18 protein-coding genes are annotated in these 15,774 nt (G+C 66.9%); 9 read left to right on the top strand and 9 right to left on the bottom strand.

Annotated features, from left to right (window positions below; translation table 11 throughout):
- Nucleotide 1: 1 nt before the first annotated feature.
- Nucleotides 2–541: a group III truncated hemoglobin gene (locus RSD66_RS08920; protein WP_415287379.1), complete on the bottom strand. Its 540-nt coding sequence runs from the start codon at nucleotides 539–541 to the stop codon at nucleotides 2–4.
- A 155-nt stretch (nucleotides 542–696) separates the two neighbouring features.
- On the opposite strand from RSD66_RS08920, the gene RSD66_RS08915 reads away from it, so the two are divergent.
- Complete coding sequence (locus RSD66_RS08915) at nucleotides 697–834, top strand: hypothetical protein (protein ID WP_415287378.1); 138 nt, start codon at nucleotides 697–699, stop codon at nucleotides 832–834.
- Nucleotides 800–2,401, top strand: coding sequence for an ABC-F family ATP-binding cassette domain-containing protein (locus RSD66_RS08910; RefSeq protein ID WP_415287377.1), 1,602 nt, complete (start codon nucleotides 800–802; stop codon nucleotides 2,399–2,401). Before RSD66_RS08915 ends, RSD66_RS08910 begins: the two co-directional genes overlap by 35 nt.
- Here RSD66_RS08910 and RSD66_RS08905 read toward each other — a convergent pair.
- From RSD66_RS08905 to RSD66_RS08890, 4 genes are read right to left on the bottom strand one after another with little or no spacing between them, the layout of a single operon-like run.
- Nucleotides 2,374–3,975: an EAL domain-containing protein gene (locus RSD66_RS08905; protein WP_415287376.1), complete on the bottom strand. Its 1,602-nt coding sequence runs from the start codon at nucleotides 3,973–3,975 to the stop codon at nucleotides 2,374–2,376. The genes RSD66_RS08910 and RSD66_RS08905 overlap by 28 nt on opposite strands.
- A gap of 48 nt (nucleotides 3,976–4,023) precedes the next feature.
- On the bottom strand, nucleotides 4,024–4,464 hold the full coding sequence (locus RSD66_RS08900) for a flagellar basal-body protein FlbY (protein ID WP_415287375.1): 441 nt from the start codon (nucleotides 4,462–4,464) through the stop codon (nucleotides 4,024–4,026).
- Nucleotides 4,461–4,769 (bottom strand): rod-binding protein, encoded by a 309-nt coding sequence (locus RSD66_RS08895; RefSeq protein ID WP_415287374.1) that lies wholly within the window; start codon nucleotides 4,767–4,769, stop codon nucleotides 4,461–4,463. The genes RSD66_RS08900 and RSD66_RS08895 overlap by 4 nt, the downstream gene beginning before the upstream one ends.
- Entirely contained in the window at nucleotides 4,769–5,887 is a 1,119-nt protein-coding gene (locus tag RSD66_RS08890) for a flagellar basal body P-ring protein FlgI (RefSeq protein WP_415287373.1), read from the bottom strand. The genes RSD66_RS08895 and RSD66_RS08890 overlap by 1 nt, the downstream gene beginning before the upstream one ends.
- 183 nt (nucleotides 5,888–6,070) lie before the next feature.
- On the opposite strand from RSD66_RS08890, the gene RSD66_RS08885 reads away from it, so the two are divergent.
- The 3 genes from RSD66_RS08885 to gltX all read left to right on the top strand — a co-directional run bounded on the left by RSD66_RS08885 (nucleotide 6,071) and on the right by gltX (nucleotide 8,537).
- The gene (locus tag RSD66_RS08885; protein ID WP_346523019.1) at nucleotides 6,071–6,499 is read left to right on the top strand and encodes a flagellar assembly protein FliX; all 429 of its coding nucleotides are present in this window, start codon (nucleotides 6,071–6,073) and stop codon (nucleotides 6,497–6,499) included.
- A 187-nt stretch (nucleotides 6,500–6,686) separates the two neighbouring features.
- The gene (gene dksA / locus RSD66_RS08880; RefSeq protein WP_081650853.1) at nucleotides 6,687–7,121 is read left to right on the top strand and encodes an RNA polymerase-binding protein DksA; all 435 of its coding nucleotides are present in this window, start codon (nucleotides 6,687–6,689) and stop codon (nucleotides 7,119–7,121) included.
- A gap of 81 nt (nucleotides 7,122–7,202) precedes the next feature.
- Nucleotides 7,203–8,537: a glutamate--tRNA ligase gene (gltX, locus tag RSD66_RS08875; protein ID WP_415287372.1), complete on the top strand. Its 1,335-nt coding sequence runs from the start codon at nucleotides 7,203–7,205 to the stop codon at nucleotides 8,535–8,537.
- 75 nt (nucleotides 8,538–8,612) lie between these two features.
- On the opposite strand, the gene RSD66_RS08870 is transcribed toward gltX, so the two are convergent.
- Together RSD66_RS08870 and RSD66_RS08865 are read right to left on the bottom strand one after the other, a co-directional pair.
- Nucleotides 8,613–8,906 carry a CC_3452 family protein gene (locus tag RSD66_RS08870; protein WP_415287371.1) on the bottom strand — a complete coding sequence of 98 codons (294 nt, stop codon included), beginning with the start codon at nucleotides 8,904–8,906 and terminating at the stop codon, nucleotides 8,613–8,615.
- A 115-nt stretch (nucleotides 8,907–9,021) separates the two neighbouring features.
- Nucleotides 9,022–9,627: a TIGR00730 family Rossman fold protein gene (locus tag RSD66_RS08865; protein WP_024352770.1), complete on the bottom strand. Its 606-nt coding sequence runs from the start codon at nucleotides 9,625–9,627 to the stop codon at nucleotides 9,022–9,024.
- Between the two features lie 111 nt (nucleotides 9,628–9,738).
- Here RSD66_RS08865 and RSD66_RS08860 point away from each other — a divergent pair, with 111 nt between their 5' ends.
- Entirely contained in the window at nucleotides 9,739–10,539 is an 801-nt protein-coding gene (locus tag RSD66_RS08860) for a hypothetical protein (protein WP_415287369.1), read from the top strand.
- A 112-nt stretch (nucleotides 10,540–10,651) separates the two neighbouring features.
- On the opposite strand, the gene RSD66_RS08855 is transcribed toward RSD66_RS08860, so the two are convergent.
- Complete coding sequence (locus RSD66_RS08855; protein ID WP_415287368.1) at nucleotides 10,652–11,272, bottom strand: TetR/AcrR family transcriptional regulator; 621 nt, start codon at nucleotides 11,270–11,272, stop codon at nucleotides 10,652–10,654.
- 157 nt (nucleotides 11,273–11,429) lie between these two features.
- On the opposite strand from RSD66_RS08855, the gene RSD66_RS08850 reads away from it, so the two are divergent.
- Nucleotides 11,430–12,539 carry an amino acid ABC transporter substrate-binding protein gene (locus tag RSD66_RS08850; protein ID WP_415287366.1) on the top strand — a complete coding sequence of 370 codons (1,110 nt, stop codon included), beginning with the start codon at nucleotides 11,430–11,432 and terminating at the stop codon, nucleotides 12,537–12,539.
- A gap of 31 nt (nucleotides 12,540–12,570) precedes the next feature.
- Complete coding sequence (locus tag RSD66_RS08845) at nucleotides 12,571–13,890, top strand: dicarboxylate/amino acid:cation symporter (protein WP_415287364.1); 1,320 nt, start codon at nucleotides 12,571–12,573, stop codon at nucleotides 13,888–13,890.
- Here the strand turns inward: RSD66_RS08845 and sseA are convergent.
- Nucleotides 13,887–14,717, bottom strand: coding sequence for a 3-mercaptopyruvate sulfurtransferase (sseA, locus tag RSD66_RS08840; protein ID WP_415287363.1), 831 nt, complete (start codon nucleotides 14,715–14,717; stop codon nucleotides 13,887–13,889). The genes RSD66_RS08845 and sseA overlap by 4 nt on opposite strands.
- Nucleotides 14,718–14,860: 143 nt before the next feature.
- Here sseA and kdsA point away from each other — a divergent pair, with 143 nt between their 5' ends.
- Nucleotides 14,861–15,763 (top strand): 3-deoxy-8-phosphooctulonate synthase, encoded by a 903-nt coding sequence (kdsA, locus tag RSD66_RS08835; protein WP_415287362.1) that lies wholly within the window; start codon nucleotides 14,861–14,863, stop codon nucleotides 15,761–15,763.
- Nucleotides 15,764–15,774: the final 11 nt, after the last annotated feature.

The following is a 15,774-nucleotide window of genomic DNA, read 5'->3' as shown; positions in this document are numbered from 1 at the left end:
TCTAGTCTGCTGCGGGCGCCCACGACGTTTCCGGTCGCCGATAGCGTTCGCCGGGGCCGACCATCACGCCGTTGGCGTTGGCGACGCCAAGTTCCAGACTTTCGGCGATGCGGCGCGCGCGGACGATGAAGTGTTCGGCGGCGACGGGCGGGCACAGCTCATGCGCGGTCGCCTCGAACAGCTTCAGCCAGTGATCGAAGTGGCGGGCGTCGATCGGCAGGGGCAGGTGTTTGGGCATTGGCCGCCCCTGATAGACGCCGGTCGACAGGGCGACAGACGACCAGAACAGCTTCATCTGCGCCAGGTGCGGGCCCCAGTCGTCGATGCGCTCGGCGAAGATGGGACCGATGAAGTCATCCTCGCGCACCTTGGCGTAGAAGCCTTCGACCAGAGCGTCGATCATGGCCTCGTCGATGCCGGTCTCGGCGCGAATCCGGGCCACGGCGGCGTCGCGGCGGGCGGCGGCCTCGGCCCGGTCCGGCGCGGGACGGTCGATGCGGAAGGCGAGGGTGCGCTCGGGCGTGTCCATGCCGAGCAACATAGGAACCGAGGCCTGCAAAGGCCATGATGCGGATTGTCCAAGGCGGCGTCTCGCATCAGCACATGAAAGCGGAGCCGCAGTTTTAGGGTTGCGTTATGAAACGTCCGTCCCCATCCTTCACTCAGCCAACGCATCAGTGAGGAGGCACGACGATCATGATCAGCACCCTGGAAATCGGTTTCGCCCTTTCCATGCCGCTGCTCGCGTTCGCCTATGTCCTTACTCAACCCAAGCCCAAACCGGTCCGCATCCGCACTCGTGACGCTCAACGGCGTCGCGGTCCGCACGCCTGACGGCAGAGGCCTTTTCGACAATCTGACGCTCGCCTTCGGGCGCGAACGCACGGCCGTTGTGGGTCGTAACGGCGTGGGCAAGACCACGCTGCTGCGCCTGATCGCCGGTCTGGCTGAGCCCGCCGAGGGCGCGGTCGCGCGCGTCGGAACCATCGGCTGGCTGGCGCAGGCCCAGACGCCTGCCGACAGCGAGACCATCGCCGATACGCTGGGCGTCAGAGAGCCTCTGGCGATTCTGCATCGCGTACTGGCGGGCGATGGCTCGCTGGACGACATGGCCGAGGCGGACTGGACGCTGGAAGAGCGGATGCAGACGGCTCTGGCCGAGGTCGGCCTGGTCGATCTGGCGCTTGACCGACGCACGGCGGACCTAAGCGGCGGAGAGCAGACGCGCTTGCGGTTGGCGGGGCTGAAACTGGCGGCGCCGGACCTGCTGGTTCTGGACGAGCCGACCAACCATCTGGACGCCGAAGCTCGCGCCATGATCGCCGATGTCGTGGCCGACTGGCCGGGCGGGGTGGTGCTGGTCAGTCACGACCGCGCCCTGTTGCGGCGCGTGGATCGCATCGTGGAACTGTCCAGTCTGGGCGCGCGAGTGCATGGCGGCGGCTGGGATCTGTATATCGAGCGGCGCGACGCCGAACGGGCCGCGGCCGAACGCGAGCTGGAACAGGCTGAGCGCGCCGTCGGCCGGGTGCAACGCGAAACCCAGATGGCGCAGGAGCGTCAGGCCCGGCGCGATAGGGCAGGCAAGGCGGCGCGCGCCAACAGCTCCGATCCCAAGATTCTGCTCGACGCCCAGGCCCAACGCGCCGAGGAATCCGGCGCGCGCGGCCAGCGGCTGGCCGAACGCAAGCGTCAGGCGGTCGAGGCTGACCTGACTCTGGCGCGCGAGCGGGTCGAGCGGGTGCGACAACTGGCGCTGGCCATGCCCGCGACGGGTCTGCCTGCGGGCCGGCTGGTGCTGAATCTGAATGAGGCGGTCGTGACCGTCGAGGACGACCGACGCCTGCTGGGACCGCTCTGCCTGAGTCTGACGGGGCCTGAGCGCCTCGCCGTCGTCGGCCCCAATGGCGCAGGCAAGACGACCCTGTTGAAGCTGATCGCGGGGCTGATTCAGCCATCAGCAGGGGCGATTGAACGGCCAGTGCGCGCCGCCCTGCTGGATCAGCAGGCGGCGATGCTGAGGCCTGACGAAACGCTCGTCGAGGGCTGGCTGCGGCTGAACCCGCAAGGGACGCCGAATGGGGCGCGGGCGGCGTTGGCGCGCTTTCTGTTCCGCAATGTGCAGGCGGATCGGCGCGTCGGCGAGCTGTCAGGCGGAGAGCGGCTGCGCGCGGCCCTGGCCTGCGTCATGACAGGCGCCCAGCCGCCGCAATTGCTGGTGCTGGACGAGCCCACCAACCACTTGGACATCGAGTCCGTCGAGGCGGTGGAGGCGGCGCTGTCGGCCTATGACGGCGCTCTGGTGGTGGTCAGCCACGACGCTGATTTCATTCACAACCTGCGCGTTGACCGCACCATCATGCTGAAGTCAGGTCAGCTCCAGCCTTCGACCACGCCCTGACGGCGTCCACGGATCGCAGGAGCGTTCAGAACAGTGCGCGGCTCGGCCTCGGCGCGGCCGAACAGCCAGCCCTGACCGTGGGTGACGCCCAGATCGCGCAGGGCGTCGGCCACCTGATCCGTCTCGATCATCTCGGCGATGGTCTCCAGCTCCAGCGAGCCGCACAGCTCGACCAAATGGGCGACGAGGGTGCGGGTGCGGGCGTCGATGTCGATGTCGCGCACCAGACCGCCGTCGATCTTCACCGCATCGACCGACAGGCCGCGCAGATAGTCGAAGGAGGCCGAACCGGCGCCGAAGTCGTCGATGCAGACCTTGATCCCCGCCTTGCGCAGGGCGCCCAGACGCCGGTCGGCGGCGGCCAGATCGGCCAGTGCGGCGGTTTCCGTCACCTCGACCATGAGGCGCCGACGATCCTCGGGCGCCGAGACGGTCATCTTCATCAGGGCGGCGACATAGGCGTCGCTCGCCAGTGAGGCGCCCGACACATTGACGGCGATCTTCAACAGGCCCCCGCCCGGTTCGCGCAGCCGTCGGACGGCCTTTTCCGCCACGACCAGATCGAAGCCGTCGATCAGGGCCAGTTCCTCGGCCATGCGGATGGCGGCGGCGGGCCCCGATCCCTTGCCGAACCGCGCCAGGGCCTCGAAATGGTGCACGGCCCGCGTCTTCAGGTCGACGATCGGCTGATAGTAGAGGGCGAACTCCCGGTCGCGCACGATGCTGCGGAAGCGGTCAGCATCCTTCAGCGTCCGTTGCAGGGAATCGGCGAAGGACAGTTCCGGCTGTTCCAGACCGCCTTCCTTCAGGCAGCCCTCAATAGCGAAACGCATGGCGCGCAGGGCCGAGGCGGCGTCTTCGCCCAGACTGGCCTGACTGGCGACCGCCGAGAGAACCAGACCTTCCGCCTGCCCGGCCATCCGCATCTCGTTGGCGAGGTCGCGTTGATCGTCCGCCTTGCGGATCAGGGCGTAGCGATCCGGGGTCAGCCGGCCCGCGCTGGCGCCGTCGTGCGAGGCGGCGCTGAGGGTGGCCCCTATGCGGTTATGGACCCGTTCCAGCGTGGTCGCATCGACGCCCTGCAGGCCGTTCACATCAATGAAGGCCAGGGCCAGCCGCTGCAGGGCGCCTGCGTCGCCGCCCGACAGGCTGGCGCGAGCATGGTTCAGAAACCCTTCGGCGTCCGGCGGCGCAGCCCCGATCTGAACAGGCTCCACGCCGACCGCGAAAGGCTCGCCCTCATAGGACAGGGCGCACGACCGCGCCGGGGCGATGTCGGGCAGGGCGAAGGCGCGCAGGGTCGCCCGACGCATCCGGCCGTCGCCGCAATCCACCAGAACCTCGGTTGCAGGGCTGCGCTGTCCGGGGTTCAAACCATCCAGCAGGGCTTGCAGCGCGGCGGCGCTGTTGATGGACAGGCGCTCGCTGAAGGGGTGGCCGACCCATGCGGCCGTCTGCTGTCCCGCCACTGGGCCGGACCCCAGCGCAAAGCGCACCACCCCCTGCTGATCCACTTCGATCAGGGCGTCGGCGGCGGCGAAGGCCAGCCCGAGCAGGCGAGGGGTCAGGGTCATGCCGAAGCCATAGGACGCGGGCTGTTAAGGAAAGGCGACGTACGAGCGTCAGGCCGTGCGGTTCAGGGCCACCGCGCGGCCGTCGCCCTGCATGGCCTGACCCGAGGCGCCATAGCCGACGCCCTGCGCGCGGGCGCCCGCCACCTCGGCGGCGATGGCGCGGACCAGCCCTTCGGAAACCTGTCGCGCGGCTTCCACGGTCACGGCGTGTTCGGCCAGGACGGTTTCAAAGGCCTCGGTCGCCTGGATCAGGGCGCGGCGGTCAGCCTCAGGCGCGGCGGCGATGGCGGCGGGATTGGCCTTTACCTGTGCGGACTCACGCCGATAGAGGTTGGCCATCTCCTGAGTCTGGGCCATGCCTTCGTTCAGGTCCTGGGCGCGGTGGGCGCGTAAGGCGTCCATTTCCAGCGACAGTCGATCCGTCAGGTCGCGGGTCAGACGCGTCAGATGCTGTACGCGCAGGGCGGCGGTCTCGACATCGGCGGTCATGCGCCTTGCTCCTGCATCTTGATCATCTGGGCCAGAACGCTGTCGGCCAGGCCGACGCCGCCGGCCTTGACGGTCTGCTGCGCCATCGCGTCCACCAGAAAGCCGCGCCAGGCAGCCTCGCCCGCGCCGCCGCCGAAGGGCGCTTCGGTGCTCAGCCCCTCGAACATCGGCTTCATCATCTGCGACAGAAAACTGGCCTCGAAGGCTTCGGCGGTGCGGCGCAGGGCTTCGAGGTTCTTCGGCTGGCCGGGCAGGGCCGAGGCGGGATCGCGCAACAGGTCTGGAGAGGCGACGAAGGGGCTCATCAGATCACCTCGATTTCGGCTTGGAGGGCGCCGGCGGCCTTGATGGCCTGCAGAATGCTGATCATGTCGCGCGGGCTGACGCCCAAGGCATTCAGGCCGTTGACCAGGGTGGAGAGCGAGGTGGAACCGCCCACCAGCCGCATCTGGCGGCCGGTTTCTTCGCTGATGCTGACATCCGACTGCGGCACCACCACAGTCTGGCCGCCACGGCTGAACGGTTCGGGCTGGCTGACCATCGGCGTTTCCTGCACCGACACCGTCAGATTCCCCTGCGCCACGGCGACGGTGGAAATTCGCACGGCCTCGCCCATGACGATGACGCCGTTGACCTCGTCGATGATGACGCGAGCCGGGGAATCGATCTGGACCGGCAGATTCTCGACCCGGCTCAGAAAGCCCGCCATGCCGAAGCTCTGGGGCGCGCGGATGGCGACGACCGTGCCGTTCTCGGCGAAGGCGGTCTGGGGGTAGGTCTGGTTGATGGCGGCGGCGATGCGCTGGGCCGTGGTGAAATCCGGATTGCGCAGGGTCAGCCGCACCGAGGGCATGGACGCCAGGTCAAAGCCGGTCTCGCGCTCGACCACTCCGCCCGAGGCGATGCGGCCCGCCGTGGGCACGCCGCGCGTGATCGACGACCCTGACGAACCCGAGGCCGAAACCGCGCCGGTCTGGACCGCCCCCTGCGACACGGCGTAGACCTCGCCGTCAGCGCCTTGCAGGGCTGTGACCAGCAGAGTGCCTCCCAACAGGCTCTTGGCGTCGCCCATCGCCGAGACGCTGACGTCCAGTCGCGAGCCCGGCGTGGCGAAAGGCGGCAGTTCGGCCGTGACCATGACCGCCGCCACATTCTTGGTGTTCAGGTTGGCGCCCCGGATGTTGACGCCCTGGCGCTCCATCATCCCCTCCAGCGACTGGCGGGTGAAGGGCGAGTTGCGGACGCTGTCGCCGGTGCCGTTCAGCCCGACCACCAGTCCATAGCCGACCAGCTGGTTCGAGCGGACGCCCTCGATCGAGACGATGTCCTTGATGCGCGACTGGGCCTCCGCCGCGCCGGGCGCAACGGTGAGGGCGACGGCCGCAACGGCCGGGGCGATAAGGGCGGTAAGCAACTTCTGCATGCGACGGACGTCCCTGCGTGAGCGTTCGCCATTAACCATGCGAGGATCGTGCCGCTTGAAAACATGAATAATTACAATGATTTTCGGCTTTCTCTCCGGCGCCCGCGGGCAGGATTTGCCTAGCCGTTAACCAAGAGTTCAGCCCCTGCCGTCAAGGTGGAGGCGTAGAAGGAGACGTCTTGCATGAAGGTCACCGGACCCTTGGGGGCCGCTTCAACGCCGACCGCCCGACCTGCGGCGCGCGCCGCAGGCGGTTTCGCCCTGCCGAGCACGGGCGGCGCGGCCGCCTCAGCACAGGCCGGCGCGACATCTTCCGCCTCGGGCGTGGCGGGCGCCGCAGCCCTGATGGCCCTGCAGGGCGTTGAGGATCCGACCGAGCGTCGGCGCCGCGCCATCCGTCGCGGTTCCGGCCTGCTGGACCGTCTGGACGAACTGAAGCTGGCCCTGCTGGGCGGTCAGGACGGCGGGGCGGCTTTGAGCCGTCTGGCACGCGATATCCGTGAACAGCGTGACGAAGAGGCCGAGCCCGGCCTGACCGCCGTGCTGGACCAGATCGACCTGCGCGCCTCGGTGGAGCTGGCCAAAGCGGAAATGAGCCGCATTCGCGCCTAAAGGCGACGAAACTTCAGTCTACTATCCGGCAAAGAGCGCTTTGTGAGGATAATTCGCCACACTTCCCCAGCGTCAATGCAGCTTAGCCATATCACGGACTCGCGAACGCCATTGCCGCGACTCTTGCCCTTGCCTATACGGCCCATGCGCCGCAGGGGGGCGCGATAGAGAAACGAGTGTGAGTGCGATGACCGCATTGGCCTCTGTAGTGTCTGGGGACACGGCCGTTTATCGGCCGACGGACGACGAACCGTTCATGAACGAGCGGCAGGTCGCCTATTTCAAGAACAAGCTCCTGGCATGGAAGGACGATATCCTTCGCGAATCGAAGGGTACGGTCACCAATCTGAAAGCCGAGACCGAAAACCACCCCGACCTGGTGGACCGGGCCTCGTCGGAATCGGATCGCGCGCTGGAACTTCGGACCCGTGACCGTCAGCGCAAGCTGATTTCCAAGATCGACGAGGCTCTGCGCCGGATCGAAGACGGCTCCTACGGCTATTGCGAAGACACCGGCGAACCGATCGGCCTGGGTCGCCTTGAGGCCCGCCCGACGGCCACCCTGTCGGTCGAGGCTCAGGAACGGCACGAACGCCGCGAGCGCGTCCACCGCGACGACTGACGTCTTTACGGGCGGTTCGGCTTGACTTGAGCGGACGGCGGCGCGACCAAGCCGCCTTCCTATCGAGGTCGTTGATCCCCCATGTCCGTCAAGGTTCGTTTCGCTCCGTCTCCCACGGGTAAGCTGCACGTCGGCAATGTCCGCACGGCTTTAGTGAACTGGCTGTTCGCGAAAGGGCAGGGCGGTTCATTCGTGCTGCGTATCGACGACACCGACCTGGCCCGCTCGACGCAGGAATACGAGGACGGCATCGAGGCCGACCTGACCTGGTTGGGCCTGACCTGGGACGAGCGTTACAACCAGTCCAAGCGGTTCGACCGCTATGAAGAGGCCTCTGCGCGCCTGAAGGCGGCGGGGCGTCTTTACCCCTGCTATGAAACGGCCGACGAACTGGACCGCCGCCGCAAGGTGCAGCTGTCGCGCGGCCAGCCGCCGATCTATGACCGCGCATCCCTGTCGCTGACCGACGCCGAGAAGGCCGCCTTTGAGGCCGAGGGCCGCCGTCCGCACTGGCGCTTCAAACTGGAAGGCAAGCGCGTTGCCTGGGAAGACCTGGCGCGCGGGCACGCCGAGGTGGATACCGCCTCCATGTCCGACCCGGTTCTGATCCGCGAGGACGGCCTGTTCCTCTACACTCTGCCATCGGTCGTCGATGACATCGACATGGACATCACCCACATCATCCGGGGCGAGGACCACGTCACCAACACCGGCGCCCAGATCGAGATATTCGAGGCCCTGGCTGCCAAGGTTCCCGGCTTTGCTCACATGCCGCTGCTGGTCGGCGCCGACGGCACGGCCCTGTCAAAGCGTTTGGGTTCGCTGGCCATCATGGACATGCGCGCCGACGGCTATGAGCCGATCGCCATCACCAGCCACCTGGGCAAGATCGGCACCTCCGACAATCTGGAAGTCGCCGCCTCGCTGGAAGACCTCGGCGCCGCCTTCGCCTTCTCCAAGATGGGCCGCTCGCCCGCGCGCTACGACACGGCCGATCTGGACCGTCTGAACGCCCAGGCGGTTCACGCCATCGACTACGCCGAGGCCAAGCCGCGCCTGGAGGCTCTGGGCGTCGATCTGGGCGAGATCTTCTGGAACACGGTGAAGGGCAACCTCAACAGGTTCGGCGATGTCGTCGATATGGCGAAGATCGTCACGGGGCCGATCACGCCGGTGATCGAAGACGCCGCCTTCGCCGCCGCCGCTCTTGAACTACTGCCGGACACCATCGACGCCGACGCCTGGTCGGCCTGGACCTCGGCGGTGAAGGACAAGACCGGCGCCAAGGGCAAGGGCCTGTTCATGCCGCTGCGTCTGGCCCTGACCGGGCAGGCGCATGGGCCGGACATGGCCGCCATGATCCCGCTGATCGGCCGAGACCGCTTGGTTCAGCGGCTCAAGGGCGAGGCCGCCTGAGGCTTCGCCTCACGGAAACAAGAAAGGCCGCCTTCGTCGTGAAGGCGGCCCTTTTCGTTCATGATTGAAGCTGGATCAGCCCGCGTTGCAGGCGGCGATCTCTTCTTCGTTCAGGCTCTGGCCCTTGTAGGTGAAGCTGGTCACTGGGCCGAGCTTGGCGACTGCGCGGCGGCAGGCGCGCGTCGCCGGCTGGCTGGAGCCCCCCGTGGCGGTGCAGGCGTCGCCTTCACAACGCCAGGTCGCGCCGTCGACAATGACGCGGCCCGAAGGCGCGCTGGCGGCGTCAGCCAGGGTGGCGCTGGTAACCGGCGCCTGAGCGAAGGCGGGAGCGGCCGCGAACAGGACGGCGGCGGCGAGAAGAGCACGCATGGACAGTCTCCGATAAGGGTAGGGCGCACGCCCAGCAACGCCATAGACCGTTGTTCAAGAAAACTGTCAATCCAGCTTCTCGCCCGACGGACCGACGTTACTGACGCACGTTTACTTACCGGCGATCATGTTGCAAGTGGGGCGTGTCCTGCGCTGATTTCATGGCCTCGATCGCACCCTCTACCGAATCCACGCTGACATAGGCGTCGAGGAAGCTGCGCGGCGTCATGCCCTTTTCGACCGTGTGTTCGATCAGGGTGAAGAAGCCGTCCCAAAAGCCGTCCAGATTCAGGAAGATGACCGGCTTGGCGTGCAGGTCCAGCCGCTTCCACGATAGCAGCTCCACGACTTCCTCCAGCGTGCCGACGCCGCCGGGCGCGACGACGAAGACGTCGGATTCGTCATACATCAGCTGTTTGCGCTCATGCATGGAGGTGACGACGATCGTCTCCACATCGTCGAACAGGCGCTCGCGGCTGCGCAGGAAGGCTGGCATGATGCCGACGACGCGACCACCTGCCGCATGGGCGGCGCGGGCCGAGGCGCCCATCAGCCCCACGCCGCCGCCGCCATAAACGAAGCGCCAGCCCGCCTCGGCCGTCGCCTTGCCGAAAGCTGCTGCGGCCTCGACATATTTGGGGTCCGTACCGTCGGACGAGCCGCAGAACAGGCAGACGGAGCGACCCTCGAAGGGGGCGATGTTGACGGGGGGCAGGGACATGGAGTGTCTGACGACCTTTACGGTTTAAGCTCCAGCACGAACCGGCTGGCCCGGATGAGGCTGCAACCTATAGTGATGCGGGGCGGGATGGAACGAGCGAAGGACGACAGGATGAGGGCGAGAGCTATGGCGGCGTGGCGACGAGGCGGACAGAAGCTGACTCTGGCGGCGTTTCTTAGCCTGACTGTCGCCGGTTGCGGCTCTCCGCCTCAGCCCCCTGAAGAGCCGAAACAGGCGGATCAGGAAAACTGGGCCGCCGCGCCGCACATCGACAAGGTGACTTTGCAAGGCTCGAGGCAAGGCTCCGGCGTGGTGGTCAGCGGTCAGGCGCCCCCGGGCGCGCGCGTCATTCTCAGCAACGCCCTGGGCGAGGCGATGGCTGCGGGCGCAGATTCGCACGGGCGCTTTGAACTGCCGGTCGGCAGGGAAGCGCTCGGCCATGTCCTGACGCCGGAAATCCAGATTGGCCAGACGCCGACGCCTGGGCCGGAACGGCTTTTTCTGGCCGGAGACGGCGCCATCGTAGCGGCCTTGCTGATTGATGGCGGCCCCAGCCGTCGACTGACGGACGGTCCTGCTCTGGACGCCGTGGACGGCGATGGTCGCGCCTTGCTGGCATCCGGCCGCGCCAAGCCCGGCCAGCGCGTCGAGGTGAAGAGCGAAGGCGAAACAGCCGTCGCCGTGGCGGACGAAGCGGGCTTATGGACCACGCCCCTGTCTCGAGTCAGCGATCGGGCGGTGCAGATCGAGGTCGCGGGCGAGCGTTACGCCTATCCCGGACCGGGTCCCGCGACGGGACGGGCGGAACGCGCAGGACAGGGATGGAGGGTCACGCGCGCCCTGTCGGACGCCGCGCGCCAGACCAGCTGGTTTCCCGATATTCCAGGCTCTACGGCATCGCCCGAACGTTAACGCCACATTAACCAAACCGGTTGATCTACGGATTGTCTTCTTTTTCGGAGGACACCCACCATCACCGAATGACTTCAAGCCCGGCGCCTGGCGTCGGGCTCTCTTTTTGACGTCATGGGGCCGAGTAATCGACCAACAGCCGCGCCAGCAGCCGAGCGACGACCTGGCGTCCGGCGTCGTCGTCCTGTCCCAGCATATCGCGCAGAGGATCGCCGATCAGGGCGTCGCCGAATGCGCTCAGGGCGATGAAGAGGACGGCCGAGCCGATAATATCATCCGCCTGTCCGCCGCTTGCCCCGATCTTTTCCTTGATGGCCGCGACCAGGTTCTGCACCGCCGCCCGCACAGGTTCGAGATGAGACAGATCCCCCGACATGGCGATCCAGGCGGCGAGGCGTCCGGCGCCGCCGGTCGAGAAGGCGGTGAATACGGCGTTGACCACCTCAAGCGGCGCGCCGTCATCGGTTCTCAACCGGATGATCGCCGCATCCAGGGCATCGCTCAGATCAGCGGTCATCGAGGCCATCAACGCCGATTGCAGCCCGGCCGCAGATCCGAAATGGTGGATCAGATTAGCATGGGTGACGCCGATCTCGCCTGCGACAGATGTCAAGGTAACGGCGTTCGGCCCGCGAGCCAGCAACAGATCGCGCGCCGAGGCCAGGGCCTCGCGACGTGCTTCTTCAGGCGAACGGCGACGGCGCCTAGGCTTGTCTGCGACGGAAGGGGGCATCGGTGAAAATATGGTTTATGCGATGATTTGTCTTACGGGCCGCCTGATCAGACTGCAAGGTTCGCGAATCGCGGCTCCGGCCCGGCTTTAGTCCCCCCGCGCGGGTTGCGGTGCGCCTTCTGGGCGGCCTAACTAAGGGCGGGACGAGTAAGAGGCGATGAACGGCATGAAGGCGCAGTGGATCGGACCGGGACTGGCGGCGGCGCTTGTGCTTCTGGGCGCCTGCGGGCGACAGGACGAACCGCAGGCCGACGCCATGCGCGAACCGACTCCGCGCGTTCCGACCGCCCTGCCTGACGTCAAGGAAAGTCCGACTCTGGCGGCGATCCGCCAGCGCGGCCGCCTGAACTGCGGCGTGCACGAAGGCCTGGTGGGGTTCGCCTATACCGACAACCGGGGCGCCTGGCGGGGCTTCGATGTCGATTTCTGCCGGGCTACGGCGGCGGCCATCTTCGGCGACCCGGACGCGGTGCGCTTCGTGCCGCTGACGACGGAACAGCGATTTGAGGCTGTCCGCGCCGGTCGCGTGGACGTGTTGTGGCGCAACACCTCCTGGACCATGAGCCGCGACACGGCGGCGGGCCTCAGCTTCGCCGGTGTCAACTACTACGACGGCCAGGGCTTCATGGTCCGCCGCTCGCTAAACCTGACCAGCGCGGCCGAGTTGAACGGTGCGCGTATCTGCGTCCAGTCCGGCTCAACGACCGAGTTGAACGTTGAAGACTATTTCCGTCGTCGGGGTATCGAATACCGTCCGGTCGTCGTCGCCACCGAAGGGGAGGCGCGTCAGGCCTATGCGCGCGAGGCGTGCGACGCCTTCACCGCCGACATCTCGGCCCTGGCAGCCGCCCGCACGACCCTGCCCAACCCTCAGCAGCACATGATCCTGCCCGACGTGATCTCCAAGGAGCCGCTGGGTCCGGTCGTGCGCAATGGCGACGATCGGTGGCTGGCGGTGATCCGCTGGACGCTGAACGCTCTGATCCTGGCCGAGGAACTGGGCGTAACCCGCGACAATGCGGCTGATCTGGCCAAGAATTCTGCAGACCCCAGGGTCCGACGCCTGCTTGGCGTAGAAGGTGATTTCGGGCCCAGCGTCGATCTGCCGCGCACATGGGCGCTGGATGCGATCACAGTGAGCGGAAATTACGGCGAGATATTCAATCGAAACCTGGGCGAACAGTCATCGCTTGATCTCGATCGGGGACTGAATGCTCAATGGTCCTCTCGACCTAGCGGGTTGATCTACGGCCTTCCTGTCCGCTAGTCCAAGCAGGGGGGATCAGGGAAGGGACCGGATGGAGACTACAGCCAAGCGCGGACTGCCGCTTCACATGCTGATGCTGATCGGATTTCTGGTCGGCCTCATCGGCGGCCTCATCGTCAATCTGACCGTCGGCGGCGACGTCGGCTGGGTTCAGTGGCTGACCTCCAACATTACAGGACCGGCAGGCCAGATATTCCTGCGCCTGCTGTTCATGCTGGTGCTGCCCCTGCTGTTCTCGGCCCTGGTCATCGGCGTGGCCGAGATGGGCGATCTGAAGGCCCTGGGGCGCGCGGGATCGCGCAGCCTGATCTACACCGTCGTGATTTCGGCCATGGCCGTGCTGATCGGCATGGTCATGGTCAATATCTTCAGGCCGGGCGATGGCGTTGATCCGCTCCTGGCCCAGCAGCTTCTGGATCAGGGGCGCGCCGGAGCGGCCTCCATCATCGGCAATGCGCCGACCTCGGTTCAGGCGGGCGACTTCTTCCTCGATCTGATCCCGTCGAACGTCTTCACGGCGGCGGCCGAGAATCAGATCCTGCCGGTCATGGTCTTCGCCCTCTTCTTCGGCGTGGGCCTGGTCATGGCCAAGAGCCCGGCCACCGACCGTCTGCAACAAACGATCGAAGGCCTGTTCGAGGTGATGATGAAGCTCATCAACCTCGTCATCCGCATCGCCCCCTTCGCCATCGCGTGCCTGATGTTCAACCTCGCAGCCCTGTTCGGCTGGGACCTGCTGATCCGGCTCGGCGCCTTCGTGGCCGTCGCCGTGGGCGCGATGGCGATCCATATGTTCGTCGTCTATCCGCTGGTGGTCTGGCTGATCGGCGGCATGTCGCCGGTGAAGTTTTTCCGCTCCATCCGTGAGGCGATGGTGGTGTCCTTCTCCACCGCCTCCTCGAACGCCAGTCTGCCGGTGTCGCTGCGCGTCGCCGAGCAGGAGCTGGGCCTGCCGCGCAAGATCGCCCGCTTCGTCCTGACCGTCGGCGCTACCGCCAATCAGAACGGCACCGCCCTGTTTGAAGGCGTGACGGTGCTGTTCCTGGCCCAGTTCTTCGGCGTCGACCTGACGCTGGGCCAGCAGGTTATCGTCATGCTGGTCTGTATTCTGGGCGGGGTCGGCACGGCAGGGGTTCCGGCGGGCAGTCTGCCGGTGATCGCCATGATCCTGGCGATGGTGGGCGTGCCGCCGGAGGGCATCGGCCTGATCCTGGGCGTCGACCGCTTCCTGGATATGTGCCGGACGTCGCTGAACGTCACCGGCGACCTGGTCATCGCCACGGTCGTTTCTCGCGGCGAAAAGGACGAAGACGAGCCGGACGCGCCGCCGCTAGCGACCGGCGCGGCCTAACCGACGGCGAGGGGCGCGTCCGGCCGCGCGCCCCATTCGGCCCACGACCCGTCATAGAGCCGCGACGGCCGCCCCAGCACGGCCAGCCCCAGCGTCAGGATCGCCGCCGTCACGCCCGAGCCGCAGCTGGTGATGACAGGCCGCTTCAGATCGACGCCCCCCGCGCGAAAGGCGTCTTCCAGCGCCTGACCGTGTTTCAGCGTCCCGTCCGCATTCAGCAGATTGGCGAATGGCAGGTTCAACGCCCCCGGCATATGGCCAGCGCGCACGCCGGGACGCGGTTCGGCCGTCTCGCCCCGAAAGCGGGCCGCCCCGCGCGCATCGACAACCTGAAGGCCCTCGGCCAGCGCGGCGCCGACCTGATCGAAATCCGCTACGGCGTCGGCGTCGAACTGCGCCTCAAACCGCGCAGGAACAGGTCCTTCCGCCTCACCGCCTTCCAGCGGTCGCCCCTCGGCCTTCCATTTCGGCAGGCCGCCATCCAGCACGCGCACGCGCTGAGCGCCCATCGTCCGCAGCGTCCACCAGACCCGCGCCGCCGAGAACAGCCCTTGGGCGTCATAGACCACGATGTCGTCGCTCTCCGACACGCCCATCGCTCCCATCGCCTCCGCGAAGGCGTCCGGCGAGGGCAGCATGTGCGGATAGGGGCTTTCCCGATCCGACACCGCGTCCAGATCGAAAAAAACGGCCCTCGGCAGCCGCTCGCGCTCGAAATCCGCGTGCGCGTCCCGTCCATCCAGCCACCAGCTGGCGTCGATGATGCGCAGGTCCGGCTTGGTCATCTGCGCGGCGAGGGCTTCGGTCGAGATCAGGGGCGTGTTCATGGCGCCATGATTATCATGATCGCCCAAACAATCATGCTTTCAGGAGCGATGGTCAGGCTCTGAGTCGCCCGATAAGTTGCGCAAACGTATCCGCGACGCCACCTGTCCGACTCAAAGTCGCGGCACAGGCTCGCGACCCGCCGTTGAAATCAGTCGAAAGCGCCGCCGTGACCTCTCCGAACGCCGTCATCACCCTGTCCGAAGGCCTCAAGAAACCCGTCGTCATCGGCGGCGGCGCCCGCATCGTCTTCATCGCCGGCCCTTGCCAGATGGAAAGCCGCCAGCACGCGCTGGAGACCGCCCATGCGCTGAAGGAGATCGGCGAGCGGCTGAACCTCGGCATCATCTACAAGACCAGCTTTGACAAGGCGAACCGCACCAGCGCCAGCGCAGCGCGCGGCATCGGCCTGAAGGACGCCCTGCCGATCTTCGCCGAAATCCGTGAAGTCACCGGCCTTCCGACCCTGACCGACGTCCACTCCGAGGCTCAGTGCGCGGGCGTGGCCGAGGCTGTGGACGTGCTGCAGATCCCCGCCTTCCTGTCGCGCCAGACCGACCTGCTGCTGGCCGCCGCCGCCACGGGCAAGGCGATCAACATCAAGAAGGGTCAGTTCCTGGCCCCGTGGGACATGAAGAACGTCATCGCCAAGGTCACGGGCGCGGGCAACCCGAACGTCATGGCCTGCGAGCGCGGCGCCAGCTTCGGCTACAACACCCTGGTCAGCGATATGCGCGCCCTGCCGATCCTGCGCGAGATCGGCTGCCCCGTCGTCTTCGACGCGACCCACAGCGTCCAGCAGCCGGGCGGGCAGGGGACGTCGTCTGGCGGCCAGCGCGAGTTCGTGCCGGTGCTGGCCCGCGCCGCCGTCTCGGTCGGCGTCGACGCCGTCTTCATGGAGACGCACGAAGACCCGGACAACGCCCCCTCGGACGGCCCCAACATGGTGCCGTTGAGCCAGTTCGAGGCCCTGGCCGCCGAACTGATCGCCTTCGACGACCTGGCCATCAAGCTCGGCCACAAGGGGCCGATGGCGAAGACGGCGTGAATCCGCTAGTT

Origin of the sequence: Brevundimonas sp. S1H14 (assembly GCF_047716865.1) — a bacterium.
Classification (GTDB): domain Bacteria; phylum Pseudomonadota; class Alphaproteobacteria; order Caulobacterales; family Caulobacteraceae; genus Brevundimonas; species Brevundimonas naejangsanensis.
This window is presented reverse-complemented; position numbering and strand designations above follow the sequence as displayed.